Source organism: Pseudomonas soli, from assembly GCF_021283165.2.
Taxonomy (GTDB): domain Bacteria; phylum Pseudomonadota; class Gammaproteobacteria; order Pseudomonadales; family Pseudomonadaceae; genus Aquipseudomonas; species Aquipseudomonas soli.
Genome location: NZ_CP128543.1, coordinates 1,454,598 through 1,467,632 on the forward strand (window position 1 = coordinate 1,454,598; position 13,035 = coordinate 1,467,632).

Below are 13,035 nucleotides of genomic sequence, written 5' to 3' on the forward strand. Positions count from 1 at the left end.
TGCCTGAATGTGAAATGACCCCGCATTGTACGGGGGCGAAACGAAAGCGTACAGAATGCAGCACTGGCGCGGTTCTGTCAGCCAAGAAAAAGCCCGGCGATCGCCGGGCTTCTTCATCTTGGGGCGTCGCAAACCTGGGTTTACAGGATGCTCAGTGGGTACTCGACGATCAGGCGCAGTTCGTCCAGCGAGTTGGAGTAGACCGCGTCGGAGGAACGATAGGTAGCCTGGCGGACACGGAAGCTCAGATCCTTGGCCGGGCCTTCCTGCAGGACGTACTTGATGTCCACGTCGCGTTCCCATTCCTTGCCGTCGTTGGTGTCGGCAGTGTGGGCGCCGGTGCCGCGGACGTAGCGGGTCATGAAGGTCAGGCCTGGTACGCCGAACTCGGCGAAGTTCAGGTCGTAGCGGACCTGCCAGGATTTTTCGCCTTCGGCGTTGAAGTCCGAACGGGCTACCGAGTTGGCCAGGAAGATACTGCCGCCACCGTCGATGCCATAGGCATATTCGCCATCACCGGTGACTTTCTGGTAAGCCAGGGTAAAGGTGTGGGCACCGATATTGTACGCACCGGAGAAGCTGTAGGCGCGGTTGTCGAGTTTGTCGCCGTCGGCGGTGGCGCGGTACAGGTTGTCGCCTTCGCCTTTGGTGTCATAGATGTTGAAGTCGAACACCAGGCCTTGCTTGTCCGAGATCGGCAATGCCCAGTTGACATTGGCGTAGTACTTGCGCCAGTAGTCTTCGACCTTGGAGTAATAGAGGCTGGTCGACAGGCTGTCGGTGAAGGCGTAGGAGCCACCGAAGACGTCTGCTTCCTTCAGGCCGCGGCGACCCAGACCGTCACTGATACTGTCGCGGTCGGTTTCCGCTTGGGCTCTCATGCTCTTGAAGCGGCCCGCATGCAGGGTCAGGCCTTTGATTTCATTGCTGGTGAGCAATGCGCCTTGCGCGGTTTCGGGCAGCAGGCGGCTGTCATCGGTGGCGAACACCGGCAGGGCGGTAAATTGGTCGCCGACCTTCAGGACGGTGTCGGAAATACGGAATTTAACGGCGGCGCCACCCTTGGAGTAGTCATCCTGGGAGCGCTGGTCGGATCCGGTAGGGAATAGGCCGGTGCCCGAGTAGCCGCGGCCGCTGTCAAGCTTGATGCCCAGCAGGCCGATGGCGTCGACGCCTACACCCACGGTGCCTTGGGTGAAGCCCGACTCGAAGGTGCCGATGAAGCCTTGACCCCATTCGCGCTGGTCGTGGCGCAGGCCGGCGAGTTTGTTGCCGGCCGACTCGGTGTTGCGATAGTCACGGCTGAAGTACAGGTTACGCATCTTGACGTTCAGCTTGCTGTCTTCTACGAAACCTTTCGACTCATCCTGCGAAGAGGCGACAGCCATCTGCGAAGTCCCTGCCGCTACGGCCAGGGCGATCATGCTCCACTTCATCACGCGCATCGTGATTTGCTCCTTTGGTTTTTAGGAAGAGTACCGCCGCACCCAAGTGTTTTAGTTATAGGGCCGGCTCTTTCTTGTTATGTCGGCGAAAATGTATATCACGCGGACTATTCTTGGCGATATGGGCAGAAACAACCTTTCGGTAACTTTATGGCCATGTCGCTGTCAGTTGTCTCCATGTCGCAAATCACGCCCGTTTTATAGAGGCGTACAACGCCAGCGCTGTCTCGAAACCGTCATGTTTGTATAAATACAAAGTACGGCTTGTGAAACTCCCTGGTTTATCCGATGCCGCTGTTGTTATTTGTCGCATTCACCCTGCAGTGCAGGTAGCGTGCCGACTTGGCGTGTAACGAATGCAACAAGCATGCTCAAAATCACGAACCTTTGATGAAATTTTCACAAAGACCCTGCCTGTAGCCGGAAAACCTCCGAAAACACGGGCTGCGACCGCTTCGGTGGCAGTTCACGGCGGTCTCTGGCGTATGTGTGTGAAGCTGCCTTCCAAGTCAAGGTGTTACCGACGATTGTTTATCCTGGCTGTTTTATGTGACGGATGTGTGGTGGAGGTCTGACGAGCGGCATCATTTTGGTGCGAAAAGTAGCGCTGTGTTACCGAAGCGGGGCGTCGATGTTGTCATTCGCGTGCTACAAATGGTTCGAATCGGCGTCGGCGGGTGTGGCAGATGCCGAAGCAGAGTATCCTTGCGCCCCTGTGCCCGGCCGGTTGGAAGGGCTGTATCGCTAGTAAGGAGGTTTGCCGTGTTCACTCTCGATTCGCGTCTGCAGGAGGATTCCCTGGTATTGGGCGACCTGCCGCTGTGCCGCCTGCTGCTGAGCAAGGATGCCAACTACCCGTGGTTCATCCTGGTGCCGCGTCGCGCCGATATCACTGAAGTGTTCGAGCTCGAGGAAGCGGATCAGCAGCAGTTGTGGGTCGAGACGAGCGCCCTGGCCGAGGCGTTGAAGGATGCCTTTGCCGCCGACAAGATGAACGTCGCAGCCCTGGGCAATGTGGTCAGCCAGCTGCATATGCATGTGATCGTGCGCCACCGTGGTGATGCCGCCTGGCCCGCCCCGGTCTGGGGCAAGGTGGCGGCCATCGGCTACACCCAGGAGCAGCTCGATGATATTCGCCAGCAAGTGCGTGCGCTGCTGGGTGAGAGCTTCAAGGAGGCTTGAGGATGTCGCAGGAACTGGAAATGCGCATGATCGAGCTGGAGACCCGCCAGGCGTTTCAGGATGACAGCTTGCAAGCGCTAAATGATGTGATTGTCGAGCAGAGTCGAGTGATCGAGCGCCTGCAATTGCAGGTGGCGGAGCTGATCAAACGCTACGAGGAGATGGCTGGCCAGCAGGGCGGCGGGGAAGAAGAAGCGCCGCCGCCTCACTATTGAGCACGGCGGCGGCACGGGTTCAGCGGCGCGCGACGGCGACCACGTCTTCGGCCTGCAGGCCTTTGTCGCGGTGCATCACCGAGAACTCCACGCGCTGGCCTTCGACCAGCACCCGGTGGCCCTCGCCGCGGATGGCGCGAAAGTGCACGAAGATATCGTCACCGGAGTCGCGGGAGATGAACCCGAAGCCCTTGGAGGTGTTGAACCACTTCACTGTGCCGGTATCGCGCTGGCCGGCCTCCGTGGGATTACCCTGGCTGGCGCGGGCCTTTCGCGTGCCGCGAACGAAGCCAGCCACCAGGTGCAGCACGCTGGCGAGGAAGGCACAGGCCAGTGCTGGCAGGTTGCCAAGCTCCGGCCGGGCCAGCAGGGTGAGGGTCTGCAGGACCACGGCCACGACCAGCAGGATGCTGGTGGCGTGTTGCAGCTGCTGGCGCATGCCTTTGTAGTACTGTGGCAGTACCGGGGCAATCACCAGGTTGAGCAGGCCGAGCAGCGCCAGGTAGACGGCCTCGGGTTGCTGCAGGAAGGGTGTCGCGTCAGTTTTCAAGGTGGGTATGAGCGATAGCAGCAAAGCCGCCACGCCCGTCACCAGATGGACGATCTTGAACATTGGGTTTGGCTCACGTTGATAAGGCCGATCACAGGATGAGCTGGTCGCACGGTGCGCGTGAACTGTAGGCGCGAAAACGTGACGGGCCAGCCTATGCACCCGGCACTGACAATCCGCACGGGTGGCACACTGCCTATTTAACAGCAAAGGCGGGGGCTTCTCAAACCGATTGGCGCCGACGGCTGTCAGTGCAGCCTTGTGCCGCATGCGCCGGTAACCAACTCTTGTTAGAGTGTTTGCTGCCCGCTTGATGATCAAGCCTTATGGAAAGGGGAGCTTCATGGCAATCGATATCGGTATCAGTGAAGAAGATCGCAAGTCCATCGTCGATGGCTTGTCCCGCCTGTTGTCGGATACCTATGTGCTGTATCTGAAAACCCACAACTTCCATTGGAACGTCACCGGTCCGTCGTTCCGCACCCTGCACCTGATGTTCGAGGAGCAATACAACGAGCTTGCCCTGGCGGTCGATTCGATCGCCGAGCGTATCCGTGCCCTGGGCTTCCCGGCGCCGGGTTCCTATGCCTTTTATGCTCGCCACTCTTCGATCAAGGAAGAGGAGGGCGTGCCGCCTGCCGAAGAGATGATCCGCCAGTTGGTGCAGGGGCAGGAGGCCGTGGTGCGTACCGCTCGCAGCATCTTCCCGGTGGTGGACAAGGTCAGCGACGAGCCGACCGCCGACCTGCTGACCCAGCGCATGCAGGTGCACGAAAAAACGGCATGGATGCTGCGCGTCCTGCTCGACGGGAACTGATTACCGCTTGACCGTCGTTTGGTCCAACTAAGCCAGGCCCGATGCCTTCATAGGTATCGGGCCTGCGCGTTTGCGGGGAAGGCTTTGCCGCTGCTATCGGCATGATCGGGTGGCGCTTCATGAAACACATGGATCCGTTCGCAAGGCGGGCGGGGGTGTGGTTTCGAGATGATGGAGCGGTGCGGTGGACAATCCGATGCGTGGTATCGACGGCAATGCGAGGCACAGGCAGGGTGCGGGCAGCCCCCGGGTCGATCCGTTCAGGCGGGACTTCGACATGGCGCAGGCGGGGCCTGTGTCACGCTCGGTGCGGCTCAACGGTTTCGCCACCTGCCTGCGTCTGGAGGTGGTGTACTGGCGCATCCTGGAGCGCATCGCCCAGGCCAACCGCTGTTCGGTGAGCGCGGTGCTGTCCTATGTGGACCGCGAGGTGCACCTGCGCCATGGCGGGGTAAGGAATTTCAGTGGGTTGGTCCGGGTGATCTGCGTCACCTGGTTGCAGGAGGGGCGGGACGTACACTGATCGCCGGGCTGCACAGCACTCCTTAACCATATATAATCCCGCTCTTTGCTGCCTTGGGCAGCGTGCGATGTGGTTGACGAGAGACGCCATGCCCCTTTACGACTATCAATGTGCATCCTGCGAACACCGCATGGAGGTGTTGCAGAAGATCAGTGCCGCGCCGCTGACCGATTGCCCGGCATGCCAGGCGCCGGCATTGAAGAAGCAGCTGTCGGTCCCCGGCTTCCGCCTGAGCGGCAACGGCTGGTACGAGACCGACTTCAAGACCGGGGCAAAAAAGAATCTGGCAGGCGGCGACAAGGCCGACTGAGTTGAATTGCACCGACCAGGTCTTGCAGTATTAGCCCCTTGGGCGGCCAAGACCTCCACCGAACATACGAATCACGAGAAGCGAAACCACGACCATGATGCGCAGCCATTATTGCGGCCAACTGAACGAGTCCCTGGACGGCCAGGAAGTCACCCTCTGCGGCTGGGTCCATCGTCGCCGCGACCACGGCGGGGTGATTTTCCTCGATATCCGTGACCGCGAAGGCATGGCCCAGGTCGTGTTCGACCCGGATCGCGCCGAAACCTTCGCCGCCGCCGACCGTGTGCGCAGCGAATACGTCGTGCAGATCACCGGCAAGGTACGCAAGCGCCCGGATGGCGCGGTGAACGCCAACATGGCCTCCGGCGCCATCGAGATCCTCGGTTACCAGCTGACCGTGCTCAACGAGGCGGAAACGCCGCCGTTCCCGCTGAACGAATACTCCGACGTGGGCGAAGAAACCCGCCTGCGCTACCGCTTCATCGACCTGCGTCGCCCGGAAATGGCCGACAAGCTGCGCCTGCGTTCGCGCATCACCAGCAGCATCCGTCGCTTCCTCGACGAGAACGGCTTCCTCGACGTCGAGACGCCGATCCTCACCCGCGCCACGCCGGAAGGCGCCCGTGACTACCTGGTGCCAAGCCGTACCCACGCCGGCAGCTTCTTTGCACTGCCGCAGTCGCCACAGCTGTTCAAGCAGCTGCTGATGGTCGCCGGCTTCGACCGCTACTACCAGATCGCCAAGTGCTTCCGCGACGAAGACCTGCGTGCCGACCGCCAGCCGGAATTCACCCAGATCGACATCGAGACCAGCTTCCTCGACGAGTCCGAGATCATGGGCCTCACCGAGAGCATGATCCGCAAGCTGTTCAAGGAAGTCCTGGACCTGGAGTTCGGTGACTTCCCGCACATGACCTACGAAGAGGCCATGCGCCGCTACGGCTCCGACAAGCCGGACCTGCGTATCCCGCTGGAACTGATCGATGTTGCCGACCAGCTCAAGGATGTCGACTTCAAGGTCTTCGCCGGCCCTGCCAACGATCCGAAGTGCCGCGTCACCGCGCTGCGCCTGCCGGGCGGCGCCAGCATGCCGCGCAGCAAGATCGACGAGTACACCAAGTTCGTCGGCATCTACGGTGCCAAGGGCCTGGCCTACATCAAGGTCAACGAGCGCGCCAAGGGTGTCGAGGGTCTGCAGTCGCCGATCGTCAAGAACATCCCCGAGGCCAACCTCAACACCATCCTCGACCGCGTTGGCGCCGTCGATGGCGACATCGTGTTCTTCGGCGCCGACAAGGCCAAGATCGTCAGCGAAGCCCTGGGCGCGCTGCGTATCCGCCTGGGTCATGACTTCGAGCTGCTGACCTGCCAGTGGGCACCGATGTGGGTCGTCGACTTCCCGATGTTCGAAGAGAACGAAGACGGCAGCTTCACCGCGCTGCACCACCCGTTCACCGCGCCGAAGTGCACCCCCGAGGAGCTGGAGGCCAATCCGGCCGCCGCGCTGTCGCGTGCCTACGACATGGTGCTCAACGGCACCGAGTTGGGCGGCGGTTCGATCCGTATCCACCGCAAGGAAATGCAACAGGCGGTGTTCCGCCTGCTGGGTATCGAGGCGGCGGAACAGGAAGAGAAGTTCGGCTTCCTCCTCGACGCCCTGAAGTTCGGCGCACCGCCTCACGGTGGCCTGGCCTTCGGCCTGGACCGCCTGGTCATGCTGATGACCGGCGCGCAGTCGATCCGTGAAGTGATCGCCTTCCCGAAAACCCAGAGCGCCGCGTGCGTCATGACCCAGGCCCCGGGCCTGGTCGACGCCAAGGCCCTGCGTGAGCTGCACATCCGTCTGCGCGAGCAGACCAAGGTCGAGTGATCGATCGGGGTGCCCCGGTAACGGGGTGCCCCCGCGCTTGAGGCGCAGGATTCTTCACGTTCCGCCCTTCGGGGCGGAACCTGTTTCTGTTTCAAGGATTTGGAGTCGTTATGGCCGGTCATTCCAAGTGGGCGAACATCAAGCACCGCAAAGAACGCCAGGATGCCAAGAGAGGCAAGATCTTCACCAAGTGGATCCGCGAACTGACCGTCGCTGCCAAGCAAGGTGGTGGTGATCCGGCGTCCAACCCGCGCCTGCGCCTGGCGCTGGACAAGGCCCTGGGTGCCAACATGAGCCGCGACATCATCGATCGCGCCGTGGCCCGCGGTGCCGGCACCAACGAAAGCGACAACGTCGAAGAGCTCAGCTACGAGGGTTACGGCCCGGGCGGCGTGGCGATCATGGTCGAAGCCATGACCGACAACCGCAACCGTACTGCCGCGGCCGTGCGGCATGCCTTCACCAAGTGCGGCGGCAACCTCGGTACCGACGGTTCGGTGGCCTACCTGTTCGAGCGCAAGGGGCAGATCAGCTTCGCTGCCGAGTTGAACGTGGACGAGGATGCGCTGATGGAAGCCGCGATGGAGGCCGATGCCGACGATGTGGTGGTCAACGACGACGGCTCCTTTGACGTGTTCACCTCGTTCAACAGCTTCTATGCCGTGCGCAACGCCCTGGAAGAGGCCGGCTTCAAGGCGTCCGACGCCGAGATCGTGATGCAGCCGACCACCAGCGCCGAGCTGGACCAGGACGGTGCGGAGAAGGTGCTCAAGCTGATCGACATGCTCGAGGACCTGGATGACGTGCAGAACGTCTACTCCAACGCACAGATCTCCGATGAGATCATGGAAACGCTGGGCTGATCGTTTCGGCTATCGGCTGTAGCGCGGGGCAAGCCCGCTCCCACAAGGCCTGCGCCAGATTGCGGTGTAGTCTTTGTGGGGGCGGGCTTTTCCCGCGATAAGGCCGGCAAATTCGCACACCTTTGTAGGCGCTATGACTCTCATTCTTGGTATCGATCCCGGCTCGCGCATCACCGGTTTTGGCGTGGTCCGCCAGACTGCCCGTGGCTGCGAGTACGTGGCGTCGGGCTGTATACGCACTGGCGGCGGTGAGCTGCACGAGCGTCTGCAGATCGTCTTTCGCGGTGTCAGCGAGATAATCCGCCAACATGAGCCGGTGACCATGGGCATCGAGCGGGTGTTCATGGCGCGCAACGCCGATTCGGCGCTCAAGCTTGGCCAGGCCCGGGGGGCGGCCATCGTCGCCGCCGCCGAGGCGGGCCTTGAGATCGCCGAATACACCGCCAGCCAGGTCAAGCAGGCCGTGGCCGGCACCGGCGGCGCCAACAAGGAGCAGGTGATGATGATGGTCATGCACCTGCTCAAGCTGACCCAGAAACCGCAGATCGACGCCTCCGACGCCCTGGCCATCGCCTTGTGCCATGCCCATACCCGCTCCAGCCTTATCCCCCACGGGTTGGCGACAGCCCGGCGCCGTGGCGGACGCTTGCGTCTGTAACCGCTTCATGCGGTGATACACATTTTGTCCGGGTGAAGCACTCTCCCGGCGCATTTGCTGATAGGGTGGACCGGTTTTCGACCGGCGCCCGAGAGGAAGGATCGGAACGTGATTGGACGTTTGCGTGGCACCCTGGCGGAAAAACAGCCGCCGCACCTGATTATCGACGTCAACGGCCTGGGCTATGAGCTCGAAGTGCCGATGACCACGCTGTACCGCCTGCCCAAGCTGGGCGAGACCGTCACCCTGCACACCCATCTGGTGGTGCGTGAAGACGCTCATCTGTTGTACGGCTTCTTCGAAAAGCGCGAGCGCGAGCTGTTCCGTGAGCTGATCCGCCTGAATGGCGTTGGCCCGAAACTGGCGCTGGCGCTGATGTCGGGGCTCGAGGCCGACGAACTGGTGCGCTGCGTCCAGGCCCAGGATGCCTCGGCTCTGGTGCGAGTGCCCGGTGTGGGCAAGAAAACTGCCGAGCGCCTGTTGGTCGAGCTCAAGGACCGCTTCAAGGCCTGGGAAACCTCGCCGGCCATGTTCGCCCTGGTGTCCGACGGCCCGGTGCCGGTGGCCAGTGTTTCCAACGCCGAGGCCGATGCGGTCAGCGCCCTGGTGTCACTCGGTTACAAGCCGCAGGAAGCCAGCAAGGCGATTGCCGCCATCGAGGGCAAGGCCAGCCTCAGCAGTGAGGAACTGATCCGTCGCAGCCTCAAAGGGATGATTACCAAGTGATCGAGACCGACCGCCTGATCGCCGCCTCCGGACGCGACCGCGAAGAGGTCCAGGATCGTGCGATCCGCCCGCTGAGCCTGGACGAGTACATCGGCCAGCCGGTGGTGCGCGAGCAGATGTCGCTGTTCATCCAGGCCGCGCGCGGGCGCAGCGAATCACTTGATCACACTCTGATCTTCGGTCCTCCGGGTCTGGGCAAGACCACGTTGGCCAACATTATCGCCCACGAGATGGGCGTGTCGGTCAAGAGCACCTCCGGCCCGATTCTCGAGCGGCCCGGTGACCTGGCAGCGATGCTGACCAATCTCGAGCCGCATGACGTGCTGTTCATCGACGAGATCCATCGCTTGTCGCCGGTGGTCGAGGAGGTGCTCTATCCGGCGATGGAAGACTTCCAGCTGGATATCATGATCGGCGAGGGCCCGGCTGCGCGCTCCATCAAGCTCGACCTACCTCCGTTTACCTTGGTCGGCGCCACCACGCGTGCCGGGATGCTGACCAACCCGCTGCGTGACCGCTTCGGTATCGTCCAGCGCCTGGAGTTCTACAGCGACAGGGACCTGGCGACCATCGTCAGCCGTTCGGCCGGCATCCTCGGCTTGCCCATGGACGACAAAGGCGCATTCGAGATCGCCCGCCGGGCGCGTGGCACCCCGCGGATCGCCAATCGCCTGCTACGGCGGGTGCGCGACTTTGCCGAAGTGCGTGGCAAGGGTGAGATCACCAAGGCGGTCGCGGACATGGCGTTGAACCTGCTGGATGTCGACGAGCGTGGCTTCGATCACTCTGACCGGCGTCTACTGCTTACCATGATCGAGAAGTTCGACGGTGGTCCGGTGGGGCTCGACAATATTGCCGCGGCGATCGGCGAGGAGCGCCACACCATCGAAGACGTGCTCGAACCTTACCTTATTCAGCAAGGCTATATCATGCGCACCCCTCGTGGGCGCGTGGTCACCCGGCATGCCTACCTGCACTTCGGCCTCAACATTCCCGGGCGTTTCTGCGAGGGTGGCGAATATGCCGCGCAAGACGACGAATGACAGATCGAATCGGCATTTTTGCGGTCCTACCGCTGGCATGCCCAGGGCTCGCTGGCAATACGACATTATCGATGCAAAAACAGTTGCCGCAGCGGATTGGCAAGCACAGGAGTAAGCACTAGAGTATGCGCGCGCAAAATGGGCTGGAACCGTTCGCACACCGCTGTCGCGTCTATTACGAGGATACCGACGCCGGTGGCGTGGTGTATTACGTCAACTACCTCAAATTCATGGAGCGCGCACGCACCGAGCGGCTGCGTCACCTGGGGTTCTCCCAGGCCCAGCTGGCGCAGGACAACTTGCTGTTCGTGGTCCATTCCAGCGAGGCGCGCTATCACGCGCCGGCCCGCCTGGACGACGAGCTGCGGGTAACCGCGCAAGTACTTGAATTGAATCGTGCCAGCCTGCGCTTCGTGCAGCAGGTGTGGCGAGCAAAGGATGAAGTGCTGCTCTGCGAGGGGCAGTTCCTGGTGGCCGCCGTGCGCGCCGACACTTTCAAACCCCGGGCCATTCCCCCAGAACTGCGCGACGCCTTCCTGGCGGACGGCACGGGTACTCAATCGAACGCAGGAGAATAAGCGTGGAAGCAAACGTCGTCGACCATACCTCCATGTGGAGCCTGGTCGCCAATGCCAGTGTCGTGGTTCAGCTGGTAATGCTGACCCTCGTGGCAGCCTCGGTGACCTCTTGGATCATGATCTTCCAGCGCAGCACCATGCTGCGCGCCGGTCGTCGTGCACTGGACGCTTTCGAAGAGCGCTTCTGGTCGGGCATCGACCTGTCCAAGCTGTACCGCCAGGCGGGCAGCAACCCTGACCCGGACTCGGGTGTCGAGCAGGTCTTCCGTGCCGGCTTCAAGGAATTCTCGCGCCTGCGCCAGCAACCAGGTGTCGACCCGGACGCGGTCATGGAAGGGGTAGGGCGTGCCATGCGCGTGGCCATCTCCCGCGAGGAAGAAAAGCTCGAGCAGAGCCTGCCGTTCCTGGCCACTGTCGGTTCCACCAGCCCGTACATCGGTCTGTTCGGTACCGTATGGGGCATCATGAACTCCTTCCGTGGCCTGGCCAGCGCCCAGCAAGCCACCCTGGCCACCGTGGCCCCGGGCATTGCCGAGGCGCTGATCGCCACTGCGATCGGCCTGTTCGCCGCGATCCCGGCTGTTATCGCCTACAACCGTTTTGCCGCGCGCAGTGAAGTGCTGATCGGGCGCTACTACACGTTCGCCGACGAGTTCCAGGCGATCCTGCACCGCAAAGTACACACCAGCGAAGAGTGATCAGGTAGAAACCCATGGCCCGAGTTCGCCACAAACGCAAGCCGGTCGCCGAGATGAACGTGGTGCCCTACATCGACGTGATGCTGGTGCTACTGGTTATCTTCATGGTGACCGCCCCGATGCTCAACCAGGGCGTGAAGGTGGACCTGCCCAAGGTTTCCAGCGAAGCCCTGCCGCAGGACAACAACGTCCAGGTCCTGACCATCTCGATCAAGGCCGACAAGACCTACTATTGGAACCTCGGCAGCGAAGTCGACACCGACAAGCAGATGGACAAGGCCATGACCTTGCCGGAAATGACCAGCGCGGTGACCAAGATCATCGCCGCCGGTCGTGACCAGGGCAAGCAGACCCAGGTCTTCATCCGTGGCGACAAGGCTGTCGACTACGGTGCGGTGATGGGCGCCATGGGCGGGTTGCAGAAGGCCGGTGTCGGTAACGTTGGCCTGATTACCGAGGCGCCCTGATGCAACAGCGAGAGCCATCCGCCTCGGAAAGCTACTTCTGGCCCAGTGTCTGGGCCATTGCGCTGCACGTGCTGGTGTTCGGCATGCTGTTCGTCAGCTTTGCCATGACGCCCGAGCTGCCGCCCTCCAAGCCTATCGTCCAGGCCACGCTGTACCAGCTCAAGTCCAAGAGTCAGGCGACCACCCAGACCAATCAGAAGATTGCCGGGGAGGCGAAGAAAACCGCCTCGCGCCAGACCGAGGTCGAACAGCTGGAGCAGAAGAAGGTCGAGCAGGAGGCCGTGAAGGCCGCGGAACAAAAGAAAGCCGACGCCGCTCAAAAGGCCGAGGAGGCTCGCGAAGCCGCCGAGGCGAAGAAAGCCGAAGACGCCGCGAAGGCCGCCGAGCAGAAGAAAGCCGCCGAGGCCAAGAAAGCCGAGGAAGCGAAAAAGGCCGCCGAGAAACAGCAGGCCGACATCGCCAAGAAGAAGGCTGAGGACGAAGCCAAGAAGAAGGCCGAGGAAGAAGCCAAGAAACAGGCCGCGGAAGAGGCGAAGAAGAAAGCCGCCGAAGACGCGAAGAAAAAAGCAGCCGAGGACGCCAAGAAGAAAGCGGCGGCCGAGGACGCGAAGAAGAAGGCAGCTGAAGAGGCCAAGAAAAAGGCCGCTGCAGACGCCCAGAAGAAAAAGGCACAGGAAGCGGCCCGCAAGGCGGCGGAAGACAAGAAGGCCCAGGCACTCGCCGAGCTGTTGTCCGACACCACCGAACGGCAGCAGGCGCTGGCCGACGAGCAGGGTGACCAGGTGGCCGGCGACTTCGACGATTTGATTCGCATGCGCGCGGCCGAAGGTTGGGCGCGTCCGCCATCCGCGCGCAAGGGCATGACGGTAGTTCTGCAGATCAACATGCTGCCGGACGGCACCATCACCAACGTGAGTGTGGCCAAGTCCAGTGGTGACGGTCCGTTCGATAGCTCGGCCGTGGCCGCAGTTAAGAACATTGGTCGGTTGACCGAGATGCAGGGCTTGAAGCCGAGCGATTTCAATCCGTATCGTTCATTCAAGATGACATTTACACCTGAGGATCTAGCGTTGTGATTAAACGTCTGAGA

At 61.8% G+C, this 13,035-nt stretch carries 16 protein-coding genes; 14 read left to right on the forward strand and 2 right to left on the reverse strand.

Features of this window, described 5'->3' with window-relative positions; all coding sequences use genetic code 11:
- Positions 1 to 140: 140 nt before the first annotated feature.
- Complete coding sequence (locus tag LU688_RS06750; protein ID WP_094010092.1) at positions 141 to 1,445, reverse strand: OprD family porin; 1,305 nt, start codon at positions 1,443 to 1,445, stop codon at positions 141 to 143.
- Between the two features lie 762 nt (positions 1,446 to 2,207).
- On the opposite strand from LU688_RS06750, the gene LU688_RS06755 reads away from it, so the two are divergent.
- Both LU688_RS06755 and LU688_RS06760 read left to right on the forward strand, forming a co-directional pair.
- Positions 2,208 to 2,627, forward strand: coding sequence for an HIT family protein (locus LU688_RS06755; protein ID WP_104444364.1), 420 nt, complete (start codon positions 2,208 to 2,210; stop codon positions 2,625 to 2,627).
- Positions 2,628 to 2,629: 2 nt separating this feature from the next.
- Positions 2,630 to 2,842, forward strand: coding sequence for a SlyX family protein (locus LU688_RS06760; protein WP_232888061.1), 213 nt, complete (start codon positions 2,630 to 2,632; stop codon positions 2,840 to 2,842).
- Between the two features lie 19 nt (positions 2,843 to 2,861).
- Here the strand turns inward: LU688_RS06760 and LU688_RS06765 are convergent, their stop codons facing one another.
- Entirely contained in the window at positions 2,862 to 3,455 is a 594-nt protein-coding gene (locus LU688_RS06765) for a cold-shock protein (RefSeq protein ID WP_023628702.1), read from the reverse strand.
- A gap of 280 nt (positions 3,456 to 3,735) precedes the next feature.
- Here LU688_RS06765 and LU688_RS06770 point away from each other — a divergent pair, with 280 nt between their 5' ends.
- The 12 genes from LU688_RS06770 (at position 3,736) to tolA (ending at position 13,021) form a co-directional block, all read left to right on the forward strand.
- The gene (locus tag LU688_RS06770; protein WP_028690591.1) at positions 3,736 to 4,209 is read left to right on the forward strand and encodes a Dps family protein; all 474 of its coding nucleotides are present in this window, start codon (positions 3,736 to 3,738) and stop codon (positions 4,207 to 4,209) included.
- A 196-nt stretch (positions 4,210 to 4,405) separates the two neighbouring features.
- Complete coding sequence (locus LU688_RS06775; protein ID WP_052062246.1) at positions 4,406 to 4,732, forward strand: ribbon-helix-helix domain-containing protein; 327 nt, start codon at positions 4,406 to 4,408, stop codon at positions 4,730 to 4,732.
- An 88-nt stretch (positions 4,733 to 4,820) separates the two neighbouring features.
- The gene (locus LU688_RS06780) at positions 4,821 to 5,042 is read left to right on the forward strand and encodes an FmdB family zinc ribbon protein (RefSeq protein ID WP_046856766.1); all 222 of its coding nucleotides are present in this window, start codon (positions 4,821 to 4,823) and stop codon (positions 5,040 to 5,042) included.
- 94 nt (positions 5,043 to 5,136) lie between these two features.
- The gene (gene aspS, locus LU688_RS06785) at positions 5,137 to 6,912 is read left to right on the forward strand and encodes an aspartate--tRNA ligase (RefSeq protein ID WP_094010090.1); all 1,776 of its coding nucleotides are present in this window, start codon (positions 5,137 to 5,139) and stop codon (positions 6,910 to 6,912) included.
- A 110-nt stretch (positions 6,913 to 7,022) separates the two neighbouring features.
- Positions 7,023 to 7,775 (forward strand): YebC/PmpR family DNA-binding transcriptional regulator, encoded by a 753-nt coding sequence (locus LU688_RS06790; RefSeq protein ID WP_023628700.1) that lies wholly within the window; start codon positions 7,023 to 7,025, stop codon positions 7,773 to 7,775.
- Between the two features lie 133 nt (positions 7,776 to 7,908).
- Positions 7,909 to 8,433 carry a crossover junction endodeoxyribonuclease RuvC gene (ruvC, locus tag LU688_RS06795; protein WP_023628699.1) on the forward strand — a complete coding sequence of 175 codons (525 nt, stop codon included), beginning with the start codon at positions 7,909 to 7,911 and terminating at the stop codon, positions 8,431 to 8,433.
- A gap of 108 nt (positions 8,434 to 8,541) precedes the next feature.
- Complete coding sequence (gene ruvA, locus LU688_RS06800; RefSeq protein ID WP_023628698.1) at positions 8,542 to 9,159, forward strand: Holliday junction branch migration protein RuvA; 618 nt, start codon at positions 8,542 to 8,544, stop codon at positions 9,157 to 9,159.
- Positions 9,156 to 10,202, forward strand: coding sequence for a Holliday junction branch migration DNA helicase RuvB (gene ruvB, locus LU688_RS06805; RefSeq protein ID WP_023628697.1), 1,047 nt, complete (start codon positions 9,156 to 9,158; stop codon positions 10,200 to 10,202). Before ruvA ends, ruvB begins: the two co-directional genes overlap by 4 nt.
- 125 nt (positions 10,203 to 10,327) lie before the next feature.
- The gene (gene ybgC, locus LU688_RS06810) at positions 10,328 to 10,780 is read left to right on the forward strand and encodes a tol-pal system-associated acyl-CoA thioesterase (protein ID WP_023628696.1); all 453 of its coding nucleotides are present in this window, start codon (positions 10,328 to 10,330) and stop codon (positions 10,778 to 10,780) included.
- A 2-nt stretch (positions 10,781 to 10,782) separates the two neighbouring features.
- Positions 10,783 to 11,478: a protein TolQ gene (gene tolQ / locus LU688_RS06815; protein ID WP_023628695.1), complete on the forward strand. Its 696-nt coding sequence runs from the start codon at positions 10,783 to 10,785 to the stop codon at positions 11,476 to 11,478.
- Between the two features lie 14 nt (positions 11,479 to 11,492).
- A complete protein-coding gene (gene tolR, locus LU688_RS06820) occupies positions 11,493 to 11,945 on the forward strand; it encodes a protein TolR (RefSeq protein WP_023628694.1) in 453 nt (150 codons plus the stop codon).
- On the forward strand, positions 11,945 to 13,021 hold the full coding sequence (gene tolA / locus LU688_RS06825; RefSeq protein ID WP_094010089.1) for a cell envelope integrity protein TolA: 1,077 nt from the start codon (positions 11,945 to 11,947) through the stop codon (positions 13,019 to 13,021). The genes tolR and tolA overlap by 1 nt, the downstream gene beginning before the upstream one ends.
- Positions 13,022 to 13,035: the final 14 nt, after the last annotated feature.

Excerpts from the sequence above, each read along its gene's own strand:
- ybgC (WP_023628696.1), top strand. The coding sequence starts at position 10,328 with ATGCGCGCGCAAAATGGGCTGGAACCGTTCGCACACCGCTGTCGCGTC.
- tolA (WP_094010089.1), top strand. The coding sequence starts at position 11,945 with ATGCAACAGCGAGAGCCATCCGCCTCGGAAAGCTACTTCTGGCCCAGT.
- LU688_RS06760 (WP_232888061.1), top strand. The coding sequence starts at position 2,630 with ATGTCGCAGGAACTGGAAATGCGCATGATCGAGCTGGAGACCCGCCAG.
- LU688_RS06775 (WP_052062246.1), top strand. The coding sequence starts at position 4,406 with ATGCGTGGTATCGACGGCAATGCGAGGCACAGGCAGGGTGCGGGCAGC.
- LU688_RS06790 (WP_023628700.1), top strand. The coding sequence starts at position 7,023 with ATGGCCGGTCATTCCAAGTGGGCGAACATCAAGCACCGCAAAGAACGC.
- aspS (WP_094010090.1), top strand. The coding sequence starts at position 5,137 with ATGATGCGCAGCCATTATTGCGGCCAACTGAACGAGTCCCTGGACGGC.
- LU688_RS06770 (WP_028690591.1), top strand. The coding sequence starts at position 3,736 with ATGGCAATCGATATCGGTATCAGTGAAGAAGATCGCAAGTCCATCGTC.
- LU688_RS06750 (WP_094010092.1), bottom strand. The coding sequence starts at position 1,445 with ATGCGCGTGATGAAGTGGAGCATGATCGCCCTGGCCGTAGCGGCAGGG.
- LU688_RS06765 (WP_023628702.1), bottom strand. The coding sequence starts at position 3,455 with ATGTTCAAGATCGTCCATCTGGTGACGGGCGTGGCGGCTTTGCTGCTA.
- LU688_RS06780 (WP_046856766.1), top strand. The coding sequence starts at position 4,821 with ATGCCCCTTTACGACTATCAATGTGCATCCTGCGAACACCGCATGGAG.
- tolR (WP_023628694.1), top strand. The coding sequence starts at position 11,493 with ATGGCCCGAGTTCGCCACAAACGCAAGCCGGTCGCCGAGATGAACGTG.
- ruvC (WP_023628699.1), top strand. The coding sequence starts at position 7,909 with ATGACTCTCATTCTTGGTATCGATCCCGGCTCGCGCATCACCGGTTTT.